Here is a 17,805-nt window from a genome sequence, read left to right on the forward strand (position 1 = left end):
ACCGCCGACGGCGGCAACTACACCTATCAGGGTGCGAACGATGCCAACGTAGCGGGCGTGTCCGATGCGGTGGGCGTGGTCAGCGTAGGCAAGGCAGGCGAAACCCGCCAAGTGCAGAACGTTGCCGCAGGCGTGGTCTCCGCCACCAGCACCGATGCAATCAACGGCAGCCAGCTCTACCACACCAACGCAGCCGTCGCCGCCAATGCAGCCGCCGTTCAGAACCTGAACAACGGCGCGGCAGGCGTGGTGCAGTACAGCAATGCCGGCAGCCCCGCCACACCCAACGGCGGCGTACCCAGCAACAATGTTACCCTGGTCGGCGCAGACAGAAGCGCCCCCGTCGCTGTCCACAACGTCGCCGACGGTACCGCACCTACCGACGCAGTCAACGTGAACCAGTTGACAGGCATGGGCAACCGTCTCGGCGAAGCCATCAACCACATCGGCAATACTGTGGCGGACATGGGCAACCAACTGAACGAACGCATCGGCGACGTCGGCAAAAAAGCCAACGCAGGCGTAGCCGGAGCCATCGCCCAAAGCTCCATTCCGCAGGTAACCCGCCCCGGCGCAACCGGTTTGGGTGTCGGCAGCGGCTACTACGGCGGCCAATCTGCCTTTGCACTCGGCGTCTCATCAATGAGTGATAACGGCAACTGGATTGTGAAAGGCAACTTCTCCACCAACACCAACGGCCACGTCGGCGTAGGTGCGGGCGCACTGTACCAATGGTAAGCCTGCCGTAGTATTGGGCTGAAATAAAAGGCCGTCTGAAAGAGTTTTCAGACGGCCTTTTTGATTTTAGAGATGCACACTGAATTCGTTTAGTGGACTACCTATAATTTCGCTGAGCATTTTAATAATGCATGCTGGTATCATTCCATTATATAAATTAGGGAAGCCAATAGTAAAATCTGCAGCAACAAAGGCTTTGTCTTGACTAAAACGGCTTACTATATTTTGATGTCCACATTCGGTGCAGTACAGCATACCTATTTCATCAAGCGTATCAAGCAGGGCATGGAGTTCTTGTATTTCTTCAGCACCTTCGTCTCCATCAAATTCGCTGTAATCTGTAATGCCGTATATTTTGTTGCATTCCGGGCAAGTAGCATTTGCGTATGCAGCTCCTTCTCCCATATCGAAGAGTTTCGGATATTCGGTGGCTTCAATGGAAATACCAATGTATTGGTGCATACTGGATGGATCTTCTTGCGACAGCTCTATGCGGCCTTTCTCGGTAAAAAAATAACCGGTCTCCCCGTAAAAAATATCTTCTTCAGCAGATTGAATCCAGCCTTGTTCGAGAAAATAACGACGGATTTTTTCAACCATCTCTTCACGGTTCGGATTAACAGGATATTCTGGAATGAGATAGAGATATTGGTCAGACATAGTAGAGATTCCTTTTGAAGAAAATGATTAACAGGCTATCTGACAAGCTGAACAATATTTTCAGATGACCTTTCGGTTTGGTATTTGATTTATATATGGCAGTAAATTCGGACAAGCGGACTACTAACAATTTCACTGATTTTACTAATCAGAAAATCGGGCAGCATTTCTTCATGAGTAATATCCGGAAAACAAACCGCCAAATCAGAGACGGCAAATCCGCCGTTTGGAAAGAATCTATTGAAACTGTCAGACTGCCCACATTCGCTGCAATGCAGGTAGTCCGCCTCGTCTTGGCTTGAAATCAACCCACCCAAATCTGATCGAGGCTGCTGGGTTTCGTCGTTATTATTACCGTAAAAATCAAATTGTGCACGGCAATGCGGACAAACGGCAACTGCATCGGCAGCATTTTCGCCTCCGTGTATCAAATCAGGTTGATCAAAAGTTTTGAAGCATACGCCGGTATATTGGTGGGAGAATTCTTTAAATGTTTCCGGAACGATGTCGGTGAGACCTTTGTCGGTAAAACGATTACCCATGTCGTTATTGCCGATATCTTCGGTTTCAGGGGCAATCCAGCCTTGTTCGAGAAAATAGTTATACAATTTGGCTGCCAACTCTTCACGATTAGGATGAAATGAACGCTCGGGAATCAGATAATAGAAATAGGATGTCATTTAAGTTTTATTTCTGTCAAATTTGGGATAGTAGAAAAAGGCCAGGTTGCTTACACTTTTTATGCAAATAAACTTATATTTTTATCGAAATAATTATTTTAGGATTTTTGAGTATTATACAAAATACTATACAATTTTACATACCTTTCGATATGTTTGTATAACACTCAAAAATCCCCAAATGAGCCTTCAATCAAAAAACGAAAAATGTACACATACCAGAATTCCTACATGTTTTGGATTTAGGGCAACAATTATTTCTATTTCAGCTTGCAGGCTAAAATATTGATGACTTTCCTTTCAGACGGCCTGTACGTTTTCCGCTGTGCTACCTGCGTTTCAGCAGGCGCAGTGCATTGCCTACTACAATCAGCGAACTCAGGCTCATGCCGAGGGCGGCGATCCAGGGGGTAACGTAGCCGCAGACGGCCAGCGGGACGGCTATCAGGTTGTAGGCGCTGGCCCAGCCGAGGTTTTGGCGGATGACGGTTCGGGTACGGCGGGCTTGGACGGTCAGGTGCGGCAGCACGCGCATGTCGTCGTTGAGCAGTACGATGTCGGCGCCGTCGCGGGCGATGTCGGCGCCGCCGGCAACGGCTGCGGACACGTCGGCCTGCGCCAATACGGGCGCGTCGTTGATGCCGTCACCGACCATCAGCACTTTGCGCCCCTGCTGCTGCAAACCGCGCACATAAGCCAGTTTGTTCTCGGGCGAGGCTTCGGCGCGGTATGCGTCCAGCTTCAGCGATTCGGCCAGACCGGCGACGGCGGCTTGGCGGTCGCCGCTCAACAGGTGGAGGCGTGCGCCTTGCGCTTTGAGTTCTGTGAGCATTTCGGGTATGCCGTCTTTAACGTCGTCGTTCAACAGGAAGGCCGTCTGAAAACCGCTGCGGTTGCCGAGAAATACGATGCTGCCGCTGTGGGATACGGTCAGTTCGGGCGGTTTGCCGGATGTTTCGGCAACGAACGGCGCACGGCCGAGCGTCCAAATATCGGTTTGCCCGCCGACGGTTACGCTGGCGCTTACGCCCTGGCCGACACGGTTGACGTAACGTTCGGCACGGACATCGGTACGGAGTTCGGTTGTGCCGTCTGAAAACGCGCAACCGGACAGGGCGCGGGCGACGGGGTGTTCCGACTGCGCTTCCAATGCTTTGGCTACGGCGAGTGCGGTGTCGTTGTCCAAGCCGCCCAAAGGAACGATGCGGCTGACCGATAATGCGCCTTTGGTCAGCGTACCCGTTTTGTCGAACACGATGTCGTCGATTTGAGCGAGCGTTTCCAATCCCTGCCTGCCGCTGACCAAGACGCCGTCTGAAGCCAGCGCACCGGTGGATGCGGCCAATGCGGTGGGCGTGGCCAGCGACATGGCGCACGGGCAGGTGATTACCAACAGCGCCACGGTAATCCACAGCGCGGTCTGCCAGTCGGCATAAAGCCACCAGCCGATGAATACGGGCACGGCCAACACCAGCTCGCCGACGATAAACGAGGCGGCGTATTTTTCGGCCAGCTCCGCAGTACGCGGTTTTTGCGAAAGCGCGCGGTCGAGCAGTTTCACGATGTGCGCCAGCCGCGTGCCGCTGCCGACGGATTCGGTGCGGACAACCAGCGGGCTTGCGGTATTGAGCGTGCCCGCCGTAACCTTGTCGCCCGCGCGTTTGGGCACAGGCAGGCTTTCGCCCGTGAGCATGGCTTCGTCGATTTCGCTTTCGCCTTCCAACACGCTGCCGTCCACCGGCACCACTTCGCCCGCCTTCACCAGCACCGTGTCGCCGGTACGGAGCTGCACCACCGCCGCTTCTTCGGTTTTGCCGTCGGCGGGATAGCCGGGCATGCGGTGGCAGAACGCGGGAACGAGCTTGACCAGCCGTTCCGCCGCATCCCCTGCCCTGCGCCGCGCAATCTGTTCCATAAACCGCCCGCCGAGCAGGAAGAAAATCAGCATGGCGATGGATTCGAAATACATCCCCTGCCCTGCGTTCGTCATCAGGCTGTAAATGCCCGCACAAAACGTCATCCACACCGCCAGCACAATCGGCGTGTCCATGCCCGCGCGCCTGTTGCGCCATTCCCGCCGCGCACCGGCATAAAACGGCACCGCGCTGTAAAACACCACCGGCAGCACCATCAGCAGCGCGCCCCAATGCAGCAGTTGCAGAAACTGCGGTTCGATGTCTTCGCTGAAAAAGTAGGTGGGATAGGCGAACATCATCGTCTGCATCATGCAGAACCCGGCCACCGCCAAACGGAAAATCGCCTGTTTGCGTTCCTTTTTGTGCGCCGCTTCCACCTTTTGCGCATCGTAAGGCGACGCCGTATAACCCGTACTCTGAATCCGCAGCAGAATGTCCGACAGCGCCGTGCGGCCGCTGTCCCACAACACGCGGGCACGGTGGGTGGAATAGTTCAAATCCACCCGCAAAACGCCGTCAAGCCGCAAAAGCTGCTGCTCAATAAGCCACACGCAGGCCGCACAGGTAATCCCGCCCAGCATCAGCACCGCCTCACGCTCGCCCCCCCTGCCCGCTTCCACAAACTCCGCCTGCACTTCGGGCAAATCATACAGCTTGAGCTGCGCCAGAATCTCTTCCGGCGGCAGCGAAGCCTTAACCGCATCGGCGGTCCGCTGTTTGTAATAACTGCCCAAACCCGCATCGATAATGCTCTGCGCCACCGCCTGACAGCCCGCGCAGCAAGTCTCCCGTTCCTGCCCTTCGTAAGTTACGGGGAAACGGAAATTTTCGGGCACATCCAGCCCGCAGTGGAAACAGGTTTTATCCATAATGTTCAGTCATGTCGTGTGTATGAGAAGGCCGTCTGAAAACCGTAACACGGCGGCATCGGGCGTATGACAGGTGTTCCGCCCTATTCAGAACCGCCTAAAAGTTTTTAAAATTTAACATTTTTCATGTGATTTTTTTCATATTTGATTTCAGCCGCTTAGCCACCCGAATCCTCAATCTTGACTGAAATGCCGCACCAAAACCAAAAATAACCTATACATTTCAGCAAAGTAACTTGACCTGCCGCCTGTTTTCAACAATAATTCCGAACAGCACCCTGTTTTAAAAGAAACCGCACAAAAGTAAAAACAGGAAAACAAAAACCAACCAAACACTTACTCAGGAAATCATCATGATTGAACGTCTCATGCCCATCTTCGCCGTTATCGGCCTGTTCTCCTGCCTAGGCTATCTGACTTTCGCCGTATGGGCGGTCTGCCAAAACCTGCCGTTCTCCAAAAGAAAACACGGTTGAAACGCAGCCGCCCATTATAATCAGCTACCCGAACCGTAACAACGCGGCGGCCGAGCGGCCGGCGGGAAATATTCCATGCCGCACCGAACCTGCCGTCCGGCAAGCCGCCCGTTTGAAAAGGCCGTCTGAAATATTTTTCAGACGGCCTTTTAACGTAGGTACGGTTAAGCGGTACGCCGTAACCGTACGCAACGGCAGCGGCAAACATCAGGCCGTCTGAAAAGGAAAAACGGCGCAATGTACGGTTACGCCGCCGGAACGGCTAACCGTACCTACGGGTTACGGGTATTTTTCAGACGGCCTTTTAATGTAGGTACGGTTAAGCGGTACGCCGTAACCGTACGCAACGGCAGCGGCAAACATCAGGCCGTCTGAAAAGGAAAAACGGCGCAACGTACGGTTACGCCGCCGGAACGGCTAACCGTACCTACGGGTTAAGGGTATTTTTCAGACGGCCTTTTAATGTAGGTACGGTTAGGCGGTACGCCGTAACCGTACGCAACGGCAGCGGCAAACATCAGGCTGTCTGAAAGGAAAAAACGGCACAACGTACGGTTACGCCGCCGGAACGGCTAACCGTACCTACGGGTTACGGGTATTTTTCAGACGGCCTTATCTGTCCGCGCAAACTCCGCCCAATGTTCCCGCACATACGCCGCCGCTGCGGCCAAATCTTCGTCTGCGGCATCGTAATAATCGGCATCGAGTTCTTCAAAATCGGCAAACTGCGCCCGCAGCGTCTCGGCCGGCAGGCCGTCTGAAGCAAGCCTTTCGATGTCGGCACCGTGTTTCCGATACAGCGCGACAGCCTTGTCGAGAATTTTCGGCACGGGCTTGATGCGCCAACGGCGCAGGCTGTCGGCCACGGGATTGTCGAAAACATAACTGCCGAAGCCCTGCGCAATCAGTTGCACGAAACCGCCTTCCTGCACCTGGCTGTCGAGATAACACAAAGCCACCAGCGTATGCTGCGCATCGTTCAGCAGCGTCATGTCGGCATCGCCCGCCGCTTCGGTGTATTCGAGCAGCGCGGCGCCGACGGCATAAAGGAATCCGACGGTATCGGCGCCGGTATCGAAATCTTGCAGATTAAGCTGTGAATTCATGATATTGCCTTCGTATTCGGTATTCAGAAGTTTTCAGACGGCCTGATGCGCCGTTTCACATTCCTCTGCCCGCTCCGCCACGGCCTCGCGCAGCGCGTCCAAACCCGCGCCTTCCGCCACGGAAATATTGACCGCCGCCGCCCTGCCCTGCACATCGCGCAGGATGCCTGCTTCGCGGCGGTTGTCGCCGTGCAGCAAATCGATTTTGTTGTACACCAGCAACTGCGGGATGCCGTGCGCACCGATTTCTTCCAAAACCGCATTCACATCGTCAATCTGCCGCTCGGAATCGGGATTCGACGCATCGACCACGTGCAGCAACACGTCGGCCAGCGCGGTTTCTTCGAGCGTGGCGGAAAACGCCGACACCAGTTTGTGCGGCAAATCGCGCACGAAACCGACGGTATCGGTCAGTATGATGCTGCACTCGGGCGTGAGATAAAGCCGCCGCGCGGTGGTGTCGAGCGTGGCGAACAGCCGGTCTTCGGCAAGCACTTCGGATTTGGTCAGGCGGTTGAACAGGCTGGACTTTCCGGCATTGGTGTAGCCGACGATGGCGAAGGTTTTCAGACGGCCTGCCATGCGCGATTTGCGCCGCGTTTCGCGCTGTTTTTTCACATTGGCCAACTGCTTTTTCAAAGCGGTGATTTTTTGGCCGATTAAACGGCGGTCGGTTTCAAGCTGCGTTTCGCCCGGCCCTTTCAGGCCGATGCCGCCCTTCTGGCTCTGCATGTGGCCGTAGCCGCGCACCAGCCGTCCGCTCAGATGCGTCAGCTGGGCAAGCTCCACCTGCAGTTTGCCTTCCTGCGACTGCGCGCGTTTGGCGAAAATCGCCAGAATCAGCCCCACGCGGTCGAGTACGCGGCATTGCAGTATTTTTTCCAGATTGCGCTCCTGCGTGGGCGTCAGCTCGTGGTTGAACACCGCCAGCTCGATGTTTTCGCGCCGCACGGTTGCCGCCAGCTCTTCGGCCTTGCCCGTACCGACAAACAGCGCGGTGTGCGCCCTGTCGCGTTTGGCGGTTTCCGTGCAGGCCAAATCCCCGCCTGCGGCCGCCACCAGCTCCGCCGCTTCCGCCAAGGCCGTCTGAAACGAACGCTCGCGCGTTTCGTTGGCACCCGAATAATCGGCGGCCAGCATCACGCCGACCAGCATCACGCGTTCGGGCTTTTCAAGTGATTTATCAACGGAAAACAGGGCGGGTTTGCGGCTCAAGGAACAGTCCTTTTCGGTAAATTTCCACGGATGTTGCAGATTATAGCCATGCACGGGGCGTTGCGGCGGAATATTTCAGACGGCCTGATGCCGGAGCGTTGCAGGCGCAGGCCGTCTGAAAAAAGCGGCGTTCGGATACGTGTTGATTAACGACCCGCAAGACGGATTTCTCCAACTGCCGGCATTCCCGCTCAGCCAAGAATCTATTTGAAATCCGGTATATTTTCATCGGCTGTATTTGGATATTACGCCAATACTTACTTCCGTCATTCCCGCGCAGGCGGGAGTCCAGCCTTGGCATTCATAAATACTTAATACTTGTTAAAAAATACCGGATGGCAAACATAGATTTCCGCCTGCGCGGGAATAACGGCAGTTGGAAAAATCCGCCTGACCGGGCGTGTCATCAGCGCAATGCCCAAACACAGCCATTTGATTAAACAGTCACTTGCAAATACCAAGGCCGGATTCCCGTCCGAAAAACCGAAGCATCGACACGATTTCCACACAGCTTTTTGAAACATGGCGGTTTGTGCGCCGATACGGCAAACCCCCGCCGCTTTGCCGTATTCTGCTTCAAGCCGTGCAAAATTGCGACAGAACCCGTTTTAAAAAACCGCCGCTGCATCAAGGCCGTCTGAAAAGTTTTCAGACGGCCTTGATGCGCCGAACGCGTCGGCAAGTATGTTACCGATAAACCTGTCCGTTGTGTTTCAGCCAGCCGTCGGCATGGCGGCCGTTCGGATCGTGGTGCGTCCAGTGCATCACGCCGCCCTGCTCGCTCCATTCGTATTCGCCGTAAAACCGTACCGTATCGCCTTTTTTCAGGCCTTTGATTTTCGGGGCAAGGTCGATGTTGTGGGCAACCAGCAGGGTTTGGCCGGACGCGGTTTTGAGAATGAAACGCTGGTGGCGCGAACCTTTGTTGTCGTCAGGCAGGGTTTTGACCACGCGGCCTTCGCCTTCGACCTGCACATCGCTGCGACGCTGCTCGAAAGCCTGCTGCAGGACGGCATCACCGTCGGCAGAAGGCGTACCGCCCGTATCGCGCACCGGCTGCTGCACCCTTGCGGTGGCAGGCTTGCCGTCGGGTCGGCCGTTTTCAGACGGCATCAGTTTGTAGCCGATAAAAATCGCGGCGGCAATCAGCAGGGGAAACCATTTTTTGTTCATAAAAATCTCTCGGAGTCGGGGAACGGGTGGCTGGGAACGGGCGGCTACCAGACAGCGGGCGGCATCGGCATCCGGCAAACCGTTCAACCTTTGCGGGAAATCCGTTTGCAGCGCACGGACCTACCGGTTTCCGCCGCCGTATGCGGGCTTGCCAAAGTGCCATCTGTATGGAAACGGCGGCTGACAAACCGCCGCCGTTTCCGGGCCGTCTGAAACAAAGCCGCCACAGCAGTTTTTCCAAACCGTTATGGCGGCGGGCGATATTTTCAGACGGCCTGTCTTATTTTTTGTCGCTGCGCTTGTATTTCAAATCGTATTTGATTTCGGACATGACTTTTTTCAGGTTGTACTCCAGCACTTCGTCCACCACGGCGGGCGCCTGTTCCTGCAGAATCTGCTGGAGCTGGAGCGTGAGCAGCGCCATCTGTTTCTGCACGGCCACGCGGATCATGCCGTTGACGGCATCGGTCAGGTGCGGGCGGATTTTGTCGGTGAGCCGCTCCAGCAGTTCGGATTCCGACAACACCGTTACTTCGCGGCGGGTATTGACCTGCGGATTGAGCACGTTCAGGCGCACATTGATGCGCGGTTCGCCCGTATAGCCTTCTTCGGAAGCGCCGTCTGCGGCTGCGGCGGCTTCAACTTCTGCGGCGGTGGGAAACTCCACGGTATCGCTTTTCGGCTTCAGCCAAACGGTGCGGGTGCTTTCAATCTGTTTGTCGGTGGCCGCCATTTGTAGCGACGCCTGCGCGTTCAGCCAGTTTTCCTGAAGCAGCACTTCGGTGTCGGTTTCTATTTTTTCTTCTTTTTCCGCCTCTTCGTTGTGCTCTTTCTGCCATTGCAGCAGGTATTCGCGCAACACGCGGTCGCGCTCTTTCGCGTCGAGCTTGCGGGTTTCCTCTTCGCTCTGCGGTGCGTTGGATGCGGGGTGTTTCAGCAGCGGGCCGTGGGTATAGGGCACTTGTTTGCGGTTTTCGCGGATTTTTTCGAGCCGGCTCTCCCAGTCGAAGTGCTCTTCGGCCTGCCCCTGCGTTTGCTCTTGCGGTGTTTGCTTGTCGCTCATTTTTTGTTACTCGTTTCTTGCTCGTAATGTCGGATTGGTGCTATAAAACGACGTATTTTAACAGATTCTCAAAGGAACATCATGAGCACCGTCGAACAGCGTTTGGAATATCTCGAAGAAGCCAACGATGCGCTGCGTATGCAGAACCACGTTTTGGCCACGGCCTTCAAAGCGATGATACGCGCGCTGCCGCCCGAAACGGCGCAAGATGTGGTCGAATCGGTACAGCTTGCGTTTGAAGACGCGCTCGCGGAGCTCTCTTATGAAGACAGTCCGCACACGGATTTGTTCCATGACGTGACCTATGCTTTTTTCCGCGAGCGGGAACGGTAAGGTACGGACAGGCCGTCTGAAAACGAAATTTCCGACAGGAAATGAGTTTCTGCGGAGCTAAAACACCGTTTCCAGAAGAAACGGCGGTTCGGGCAACCCTGCAACACCGTCCGAACCGTTGCGGTTCATCCGCCCTGTAAGGCCGTCTGAAAACAGCAAAAACGGTTTGTAAAAATCCCGCATGTTGCCATGCGGGATTTTTTATCGGTTTGAAACGGCAAAACCGTTGTTCGGAAACTTTGCCGTTTCAGACGGCCTTACATCATGCCGCCCATTCCACCCATGCCGCCCATGTCGGGCATTGCGGGTGCTTTGTCTTCGGGGATTTCGGCAATCATGCAGTCGGTGGTCAGCATCAGGCCGGCGATGGAAGCGGCGTGCTGCAATGCGGAACGGGTTACTTTCGCAGGGTCGAGCACGCCCATTTCGATCATGTCGCCGTATTCGCCGCTGCCCGCGTTATAGCCGTAGTTGCCTTTGCCTTCCAGCACTTTGTTCACCACCACGCTGGGTTCGCCGCCTGCGTTGGCAACGATTTGGCGCAGCGGAGACTCAACCGCGCGCAGAACGATTTGCACGCCCGCGTCTTGGTCGGCATTGGCCGTCTGAACTTTCTCCAGCGCGGCACGGGCACGCAGCAGCGCCACGCCGCCGCCTGCCACCACGCCTTCTTCAACGGCGGCACGGGTTGCGTGCAGTGCGTCTTCCACGCGGTCTTTCTTCTCTTTCATTTCCACTTCGGTCGCCGCACCGACTTTGATTACGGCCACGCCGCCCGCGAGTTTGGCCACGCGCTCTTGCAGTTTTTCGCGGTCGTAATCGCTGGTGGCGGTTTCGATTTGCTGGCGGATTTCGCCGACACGGGCTTCAATCAGCGCAGCGTCGCCGAAGCCGTCGATAATAGTGGTGTTTTCTTTGCCCACTTCGATGCGTTTGGCCTGACCCAAATCTTCCAAAGTGGCTTTTTCCAGCGACAGGCCGACTTCTTCGGAAATCACGGTACCGCCGGTCAGGATGGCGATGTCCTGCAGCATGGCTTTGCGGCGGTCGCCGAAGCCCGGTGCTTTCACGGCCACGGTTTTCAGAATGCCGCGCAGGTTGTTCACAACCAAAGTCGCCAAAGCTTCGCCTTCAACGTCTTCGGCGATAATCAGCAGCGGACGGCTGGTTTTGGCGATTTGTTCCAAAACAGGCAGCAGGTCGCGGATGTTGCTGATTTTTTTGTCGAACAGCAACACAAACGGATTATCCAAACCGGCAATCTGTTTTTCCGCATCGCTGATGAAGTAGGGAGACAGGTAGCCGCGGTCGAACTGCATGCCTTCCACAACGTCCAGCTCGTTTTCCAGAGATTTGCCGTCTTCCACGGTAATCACGCCTTCTTTGCCCACTTTTTCCATCGCTTCGGCGATGATTTGGCCGACTTGTTCGTCGGAATTGGCGGAAATCGAACCCACCTGGGCGATTTCTTTGGAAGTGTCGCAGGGTTTCGCGATGTTTTTCAGCTCGGCCACCAATGCGGCAACGGCTTTGTCGATACCACGTTTCAGGTCGGTCGGATTCATGCCTGCGGTAACGTATTTCATGCCTTCGCCGACGATGGCCTGCGCCAGAACGGTGGCGGTGGTGGTGCCGTCGCCCGCTACGTCGTTGGTTTTGGACGCCACTTCTTTCACCATCTGCGCGCCCATGTTTTCAAACTTGTCTTTCAGTTCGATTTCTTTGGCCACGGTTACGCCGTCTTTGGTGATGTGCGGGCCGCCGAACGAGCGGTCGAGCACCACGTTGCGGCCTTTCGGGCCGAGCGTTACGCGCACCGCATTTGCCAGCGTGTTCACGCCGTTAACCATTTTCTGGCGGACTTCGTTACCGAACTGTACGTCTTTTGCTGCCATAATATTTCGCTCCAAGTGTAGGGCGGGACAAACCCGCCGTTGGTTTCATTGATTATCCGGATGCGGGGATGCCCCGCCTTATGCCGTCTGAAAACGTTTCAGACGGCCTTCAATCTTTACTCGACAATACCGAAAATATCTTCTTCGCGCATCACCAACAACTCTTCGCCGTCGGCTTTTACGGTTTGGCCGCTGTACTTGCCGAAAATGATTTTGTCGCCGACTTTCACATCCAGCGGGCGGCGTTGGCCGTCTTTACCGATTTTGCCCGCACCCACGGCGACAACTTCGCCCATGTCGGGTTTTTCTGCGGCGGCACCCGGCAACACGATGCCCGATGCGGTTTTCTCTTCAGCTTCCAAGCGTTTCACGACAACGCGGTCGTGCAGGGGACGGATGGTCATTGTTTTTTCTCCGAGTAAAAAAGTAAATCAAAACAAATGCCTGTAAACAGGCGTGGGTTTGCATCACAAAGATGTCAAGCAACATAAGGCTTGCCGCAGACAAATTCAAGGGCATGCGGCGAAAATTTTTTGTTTTCAGACGGCCCTGCCGTTTACTGCATTTGTCTAAGGCAGGGCCGTTTGAAAAGCAACAATACGTTTGCTTGCAGGTATTACGCCAAAGGCCGTCTGAAAAACATTTTTTCACTGCCGTTCAAACCATTCCGGCACATTTACAAACCGTTTCCCGATAAAAACACAATTTCCCACTATGCAAACCTATGTTGTTGTGCAACAATTCAATAATAAAAACAATTCTTACTTACCCAGCAGACAAACAGATAAATCCCGTTATCCCGAAACCCGACAGGAAACATCATGAACAAACCCGTAAAACTCCCCTTCTTCCGCCTGAGCCTGCTTTCCCTCGCGCTTGCAGGCGGTTTTGCACACGCACAGCCGGCTGACAGTTCCGTGGAGCTGCCGACGGTCGAAGTCAAAGGCCAAGCGACCAGTGCCACCCACCGCGTTACCACCAAGAGCATGGCGGAAACCACGGCCACCGATTTGAAAGACGTATTGGCCGCAGAGCCTTCCATCAGCTTCGGCGGCGGCAACGGCCAATCGCAATGGGTGGCCATCCGCGGTATGGGACAAGACCAAATCGACTATAAAGTGGACGATACCTACACCGACAGCCAGATTTTCCACCACAACGGCCGCTTCATGCTCGATCCCGCATTGGTTAAAGTGGTTGCCGTACAGAAAGGCACGGGTTCCGCTTCGGCAGGCATCGGAGCGACCAGCGGCGCGATTATCGCCGAAACGGTCGAAGCCAAAGATTTGCTGCGCGACGGGCAGAATGCCGGATTCCGCGTCAATGCGGGCGCAAGCAGCAACAAAGGCTTCTCATACGGCGCAACGGCTTACGGTCGTGCGGGCGGGTTCGACGGTTTGGTATCGGGCAACTTCATCAAAGACAAGGAATACCGCGGCGGCCACAACTACCGTAATCTCGAAGGCGGCGACAAAGTATTGAACAGCGCTTTGGGCGGCCGCGGCCTGCTGGGTAAAATCGGTTACAGCTTCAACGAAGACAACCGCATCGAACTGAGCCACCGCCAAGAGAAAAACTACGGCATGCGCGCATTGCGCGAAGAATTCGACTTCTCGCAGATTCTCAACGACCGCGGCGTTCCGAACACCGAACGCAACGCCCCCCGCTACCGCACGCTGACCCAAGACACCACCAACCTTGAATTCAAAGGCGGCAATCTCGGTTTTGCCGAAAGCATGAAGGCCAACGTTTACCGCCTCAACATCAAGCGCGACGAATCGGCCACCGACCCTGCCGCCACCTCGCCGTCCAGCACCACCCAAGTCACCACCTTGGGTGCAAACGTCGGCTTCGACAGCCGCCTGTTCGACCGCCACAACCTGAAATACGGCATCAACTGGCGCACACAGGAAGCCAAGCCATCCGCGGTAGATGACGGTTTCTCACGCGAGAAGAAAACCGACAGCGGTGCTTATGTGGAAGGCATCTGGGACATCAACCCCGTTACCCTCACCACCGGCCTGCGTTACGACCACTGGAAAATGCGCACATCGTCGGGCACCGAAAATTCAGACGGCGACATCAACCCCAGCATCGGCGTGATTTACGACATCACCCCCGACTTCTCGGTCAACGCCAGCCACAACTACGCCACCCGCAGCCCGCGCCTTTACGAAGCCGCGCTCTCCGGCGGCCGCCGCATTACCAGCAGCCCCAACCTGAAGGCCGAACGCTCGCGCAACACCGAAATCGGCTTCAACTACTACCTGAACCGCGACCTGAGCCTGTCGGGCAGCTACTTCTGGCAGAACATCAAAGACGTGCAGGCTGTCCGCCGCGACGGTCAAGACTATGTGTGGTACAACGGCGGCCGTCTGAAAAACACCGGTTACGAGCTGAACGCCGCCTACCGCTGGAAAGGCCTGACCGCCCGTGCCGGCGTTGCATACAGCAAACCCGAACTTGACGGCGAAACCGCCGACATCGTTACCACCGCCATCCCGATGGGGCGTACATGGACCACCGGCCTGTCCTACCAGTTTGACAATCCCAATCTGGAAATCGGCTGGCGCGGCCGCTACGTTCAAAACGCAGGTTACGCCCCCACATCGCGCGGTTCGGGTTCAGACCTGCCCGTGGTACGCGCGGGCTACGGCGTGAACGACATCTTCGCCAACTGGAAACCCACCGGCAAAGACGATTTAAACGTCAACTTCGCCGTGAACAACGTGTTCGACAAAAACTACAAACCGCACAGCCAGCGCGCAGGAGCCAACGCCCTGCCTGAACCCGGCCGCGACATCCGCTTGGGCGTGAACTACCGCTTCTAAGCAGTCGGAAGGCCGTCTGAAAACAGTTTTTCAGACGGCCTTGTTGAAACCGGGAAACAGGTGCCGCCGGCCGTTTCGGTAACGTGGAAAAGCAGATACGGTCAGCCGTTTTCAGACGGCCTGCATAGGTTTGCTGCCGCTGCATACCTCGGGCCGTCTGAAAACGGTTGGCCGCACCTGACATGATTATTCCGCTTGAACCGCAAACTGCCCCCTGCAAACCGTCTGCCGGAAACGACCATGAACCTGTTCCGCACACTTTCCGCAACGCTGATTCTTTCCGCCTGTACCGCCATGCCGTCTGAAAAAACCGTTCCCAATCCGCCGCAGGCCGCGCAGATTCCGCAAACGTCGGAATGGCTGGCGGCAAGCCGCGAAACCGGCAGGACATACCGCATTCAGGCCGCTGCTGTCGGTGCCGAACCGGCGGGCGGCTATCCCGTGCTGTACCTGCTCGACGGCGACGCTTATTTTCCGATGGCCGCTTCGGTGGCTCAGGGTTTAGCGATGCGCGCGTCGGAAAGCCGCGCCACTGGGCTGCTGGTGGTGGGCGTGGGGTATCCGAACGGCAAGCCGATGGATTTTGCCGCGCGTGCGGAAGACTACACGCCGCCGTCCGAAAGCTACGACAACGCGGGCGACCGTACCAACCGTCAGTTCGGCGGTGCAGAAAGGTTCCGCCTGTTCCTGCAAAACGGGTTAAAGCCCGAAATCGCACGGCGTTTCAAAATCCATCCGAACCATCAGGCACTCTACGGCCATTCCTACGGCGGCCTGTTTGCGCTCTACACGCTGTTCAACCACCCTGCCGATTTCGGGCAGTATCTGGTGGCCAGCCCGTCGGTGTGGTGGAACGGCAAACGCATCCTGAGCGACCTGCCCGCTTTTGAAGCGGCGCAGCGGCGGCAGCCGGTGTCCGTGTCCGTGCGGATGACGGTGGGCGCATACGAAGAAACCGCCGCGCCGCACCTGCCTGATGCCGCACGCCGCCAGAAAACGCTGACCGAACGCGGCATGGTTCGCCATACCCGCGACATCGGCAAACGGCTGGAAAAACTGCCGCAAACGGCGGTCGAAAACCGGATTTACCCGAAAGAAACCCATGCCGAAGCGGCCTATTCCGCACTTTCAGACGGCCTGAAAGCCGTGTTTGCGCGGTGTTATGCCGACGAAACGTGCAGGCCGTCTGAAAAGCGCAGCCCCGGCCAGCCTTGGTAAAACGGCCATACTCATGTGCGGCTGCCGCCACGTCCGAAATGTCCGCAACGTCGGGCGGCTTACGGAACGCCCATGACGTGCGGAAAAAAACGTACAATGCGGGGCGGCGGTCCAACCGCCTTTCCCGACCCGATTTTCCCGACGCCGTCTGAAAACGGTTTTCAGACGGCCCAACCACACAACCCGTCAAGGAGAACCCTGTGAACACAACTTTCCGTCTTACTGCACTCGCACTTGCCGCCGCGCTGTCGCTGGCCGCCTGCAAACAGGAAGCCGCATCGCAGCAAAACGCTTCGGGCGCAGCCGCCTCCGCGCCGAAAAGCGCAGCCACCAAAGCCTTCGAAGGCGAAGGAGTGAACGTGAAAACCGCGCGCGGCGAAGCCCGCGTGCCGAAAAATCCGCAGCGCATCGCCGTGTACGATATGGGCATGGCCGATACGTTGTCCAAACTCGGCGTGCCCATCGGCGCATCACTCGACCAGGCCCGTCTGGATTATGTTCAGGCGGCCATCAAAGACGCGAAAAAAGTCGGCACGCTGTTCGAGCCGAACTACGAAGCGCTCAACGCCTACAACCCGCAGCTCATCATCATCGGCAGCCGCGCGGCCAAAGCGTTCGACAAGCTGAACGAACTCGCGCCCACCATCGAAATGACGGCCGACACCAAAAACATGCGCGAAAGTGCGAAAGAGCGCATCGATGCGTTTGCCCAGATTTTCGGCAAACAGGCCGAAGCCGACAAACTGAAGGCCGAAATCGACGCTTCGTTTGAAGCCGCCAAAAAAGCCGCGCAAGGCAAAGGCAAAGGACTGGTGGTTATCGTGAACAACGGCAAAATGTCGGCCTTCGGCCCCAACTCGCGCTTGGGCGGCTGGCTGCACAAAGACATCGGCGTGCCCACTGCCGACGAAGCGATTAAAGAAGGCGGCCACGGCCAGCCCATTACCTTTGAATACATCAAAGAGAAAAATCCCGACTGGCTGTTTGTGCTCGACCGCTCCGCCGCCATCGGCGAAGAAGGCAAAGCCGCCAAAGACGTGCTGAACAACCCGCTGGTGGCCGAAACCACGGCCTGGAAAAAAGGCCAGGTGGTCTATATGCAGCCGGGCGTATACTTGGCCGCAGGCGGCGCGCAACAGCTGTTGGACGCGACCAAACAAGTGAAGGAAGCGTTTGATAAAGCGAAGTAAAGCGGTAAACTTTCAGACGGCCTGCCATACGGAGCAGGCCGTCTGAAATTATCGGCTGTGTTTGGATGGTGCTTCGATGCTTACGCCCCTCATTCCCGCGCAGGCGGGAATCCGGCTTTGATACTCACAACTGCTTGTGTAAAAAGAGATACCGGATTTCAAACATGGATTCCCGCCTGCGCGGGAATGACGGGAATAAACATCAACGCATCCGGATACAGTACAGTTTGCGTACGGTTACGCCCGCTTCGGCGGGCTAACCGTACCTACCCAAACCGGCCCGTTTTCAGACGGCCTGTGCAACGGAAATCCCTTTCCATAGTAGGTACGGTTAGGCGGTACGCCGTAACCGTACGCAACGGCCGCTACCGTCGAACCGTTGCCAAACTGCGCCAGTCGGAAAAACATACCGTCCGTACGGTTACGCCCGCTTCGGCGGACT

General features: G+C 56.2%; 15 protein-coding genes. 6 read left to right on the forward strand and 9 right to left on the reverse strand.

Annotated features, from left to right (window positions below; genetic code table 11):
* On the forward strand, window positions 1-738 hold a 738-nt coding region (locus ACEYDX_RS08820; protein WP_373741649.1), incomplete at its 5' end, for a YadA family autotransporter adhesin.
* Window positions 739-804: 66 nt separating this feature from the next.
* Here ACEYDX_RS08820 and ACEYDX_RS08825 read toward each other — a convergent pair.
* The 3 genes from ACEYDX_RS08825 to ACEYDX_RS08835 form a co-directional block, all read right to left on the reverse strand.
* Window positions 805-1,398 carry a hypothetical protein gene (locus tag ACEYDX_RS08825; RefSeq protein WP_373741650.1) on the reverse strand — a complete coding sequence of 198 codons (594 nt, stop codon included), beginning with the start codon at window positions 1,396-1,398 and terminating at the stop codon, window positions 805-807.
* 89 nt (window positions 1,399-1,487) lie between these two features.
* Complete coding sequence (locus tag ACEYDX_RS08830; protein ID WP_373741651.1) at window positions 1,488-2,078, reverse strand: hypothetical protein; 591 nt, start codon at window positions 2,076-2,078, stop codon at window positions 1,488-1,490.
* 328 nt (window positions 2,079-2,406) lie between these two features.
* Window positions 2,407-4,863, reverse strand: a complete 2,457-nt coding sequence (locus ACEYDX_RS08835; protein ID WP_373741652.1) for a heavy metal translocating P-type ATPase — start codon at window positions 4,861-4,863, stop codon at window positions 2,407-2,409.
* Between the two features lie 353 nt (window positions 4,864-5,216).
* On the opposite strand from ACEYDX_RS08835, the gene ACEYDX_RS08840 reads away from it, so the two are divergent.
* Window positions 5,217-5,339 (forward strand): hypothetical protein, encoded by a 123-nt coding sequence (locus tag ACEYDX_RS08840; protein ID WP_373741653.1) that lies wholly within the window; start codon window positions 5,217-5,219, stop codon window positions 5,337-5,339.
* A gap of 602 nt (window positions 5,340-5,941) precedes the next feature.
* On the opposite strand, the gene ACEYDX_RS08845 is transcribed toward ACEYDX_RS08840, so the two are convergent.
* From ACEYDX_RS08845 to ACEYDX_RS08860, 4 genes are all read right to left on the reverse strand, one after another.
* The gene (locus ACEYDX_RS08845; protein WP_373741654.1) at window positions 5,942-6,445 is read right to left on the reverse strand and encodes a DMP19 family protein; all 504 of its coding nucleotides are present in this window, start codon (window positions 6,443-6,445) and stop codon (window positions 5,942-5,944) included.
* Between the two features lie 33 nt (window positions 6,446-6,478).
* Window positions 6,479-7,600 (reverse strand): GTPase HflX, encoded by a 1,122-nt coding sequence (gene hflX / locus ACEYDX_RS08850; RefSeq protein WP_373741662.1) that lies wholly within the window; start codon window positions 7,598-7,600, stop codon window positions 6,479-6,481.
* Between the two features lie 747 nt (window positions 7,601-8,347).
* Complete coding sequence (locus ACEYDX_RS08855; RefSeq protein WP_373741663.1) at window positions 8,348-8,839, reverse strand: DUF3465 domain-containing protein; 492 nt, start codon at window positions 8,837-8,839, stop codon at window positions 8,348-8,350.
* Between the two features lie 274 nt (window positions 8,840-9,113).
* Window positions 9,114-9,896, reverse strand: coding sequence for a hypothetical protein (locus ACEYDX_RS08860; protein WP_373741655.1), 783 nt, complete (start codon window positions 9,894-9,896; stop codon window positions 9,114-9,116).
* An 81-nt stretch (window positions 9,897-9,977) separates the two neighbouring features.
* Between ACEYDX_RS08860 and ACEYDX_RS08865 the strand changes: the two genes are divergently transcribed.
* On the forward strand, window positions 9,978-10,229 hold the full coding sequence (locus ACEYDX_RS08865) for a hypothetical protein (RefSeq protein WP_373741656.1): 252 nt from the start codon (window positions 9,978-9,980) through the stop codon (window positions 10,227-10,229).
* Window positions 10,230-10,486: 257 nt separating this feature from the next.
* On the opposite strand, the gene groL is transcribed toward ACEYDX_RS08865, so the two are convergent.
* Both groL and groES read right to left on the reverse strand, forming a co-directional pair.
* The gene (gene groL / locus ACEYDX_RS08870) at window positions 10,487-12,124 is read right to left on the reverse strand and encodes a chaperonin GroEL (protein WP_373741657.1); all 1,638 of its coding nucleotides are present in this window, start codon (window positions 12,122-12,124) and stop codon (window positions 10,487-10,489) included.
* A 116-nt stretch (window positions 12,125-12,240) separates the two neighbouring features.
* On the reverse strand, window positions 12,241-12,528 hold the full coding sequence (groES, locus tag ACEYDX_RS08875) for a co-chaperone GroES (RefSeq protein ID WP_373741658.1): 288 nt from the start codon (window positions 12,526-12,528) through the stop codon (window positions 12,241-12,243).
* Window positions 12,529-12,945: 417 nt separating this feature from the next.
* Between groES and ACEYDX_RS08880 the strand changes: the two genes are divergently transcribed.
* From ACEYDX_RS08880 to ACEYDX_RS08890, 3 genes are all read left to right on the forward strand, one after another.
* The gene (locus tag ACEYDX_RS08880; RefSeq protein ID WP_373741659.1) at window positions 12,946-14,955 is read left to right on the forward strand and encodes a TonB-dependent receptor plug domain-containing protein; all 2,010 of its coding nucleotides are present in this window, start codon (window positions 12,946-12,948) and stop codon (window positions 14,953-14,955) included.
* A 240-nt stretch (window positions 14,956-15,195) separates the two neighbouring features.
* Entirely contained in the window at window positions 15,196-16,173 is a 978-nt protein-coding gene (locus ACEYDX_RS08885) for an alpha/beta hydrolase (RefSeq protein WP_373741660.1), read from the forward strand.
* A 200-nt stretch (window positions 16,174-16,373) separates the two neighbouring features.
* Window positions 16,374-17,363, forward strand: coding sequence for a siderophore ABC transporter substrate-binding protein (locus tag ACEYDX_RS08890; RefSeq protein WP_373741661.1), 990 nt, complete (start codon window positions 16,374-16,376; stop codon window positions 17,361-17,363).
* Window positions 17,364-17,805 lie beyond the last annotated feature (442 nt).

It is taken from the genome of Neisseria sp., assembly GCF_041804105.1.
GTDB lineage: Bacteria > Pseudomonadota > Gammaproteobacteria > Burkholderiales > Neisseriaceae > Neisseria.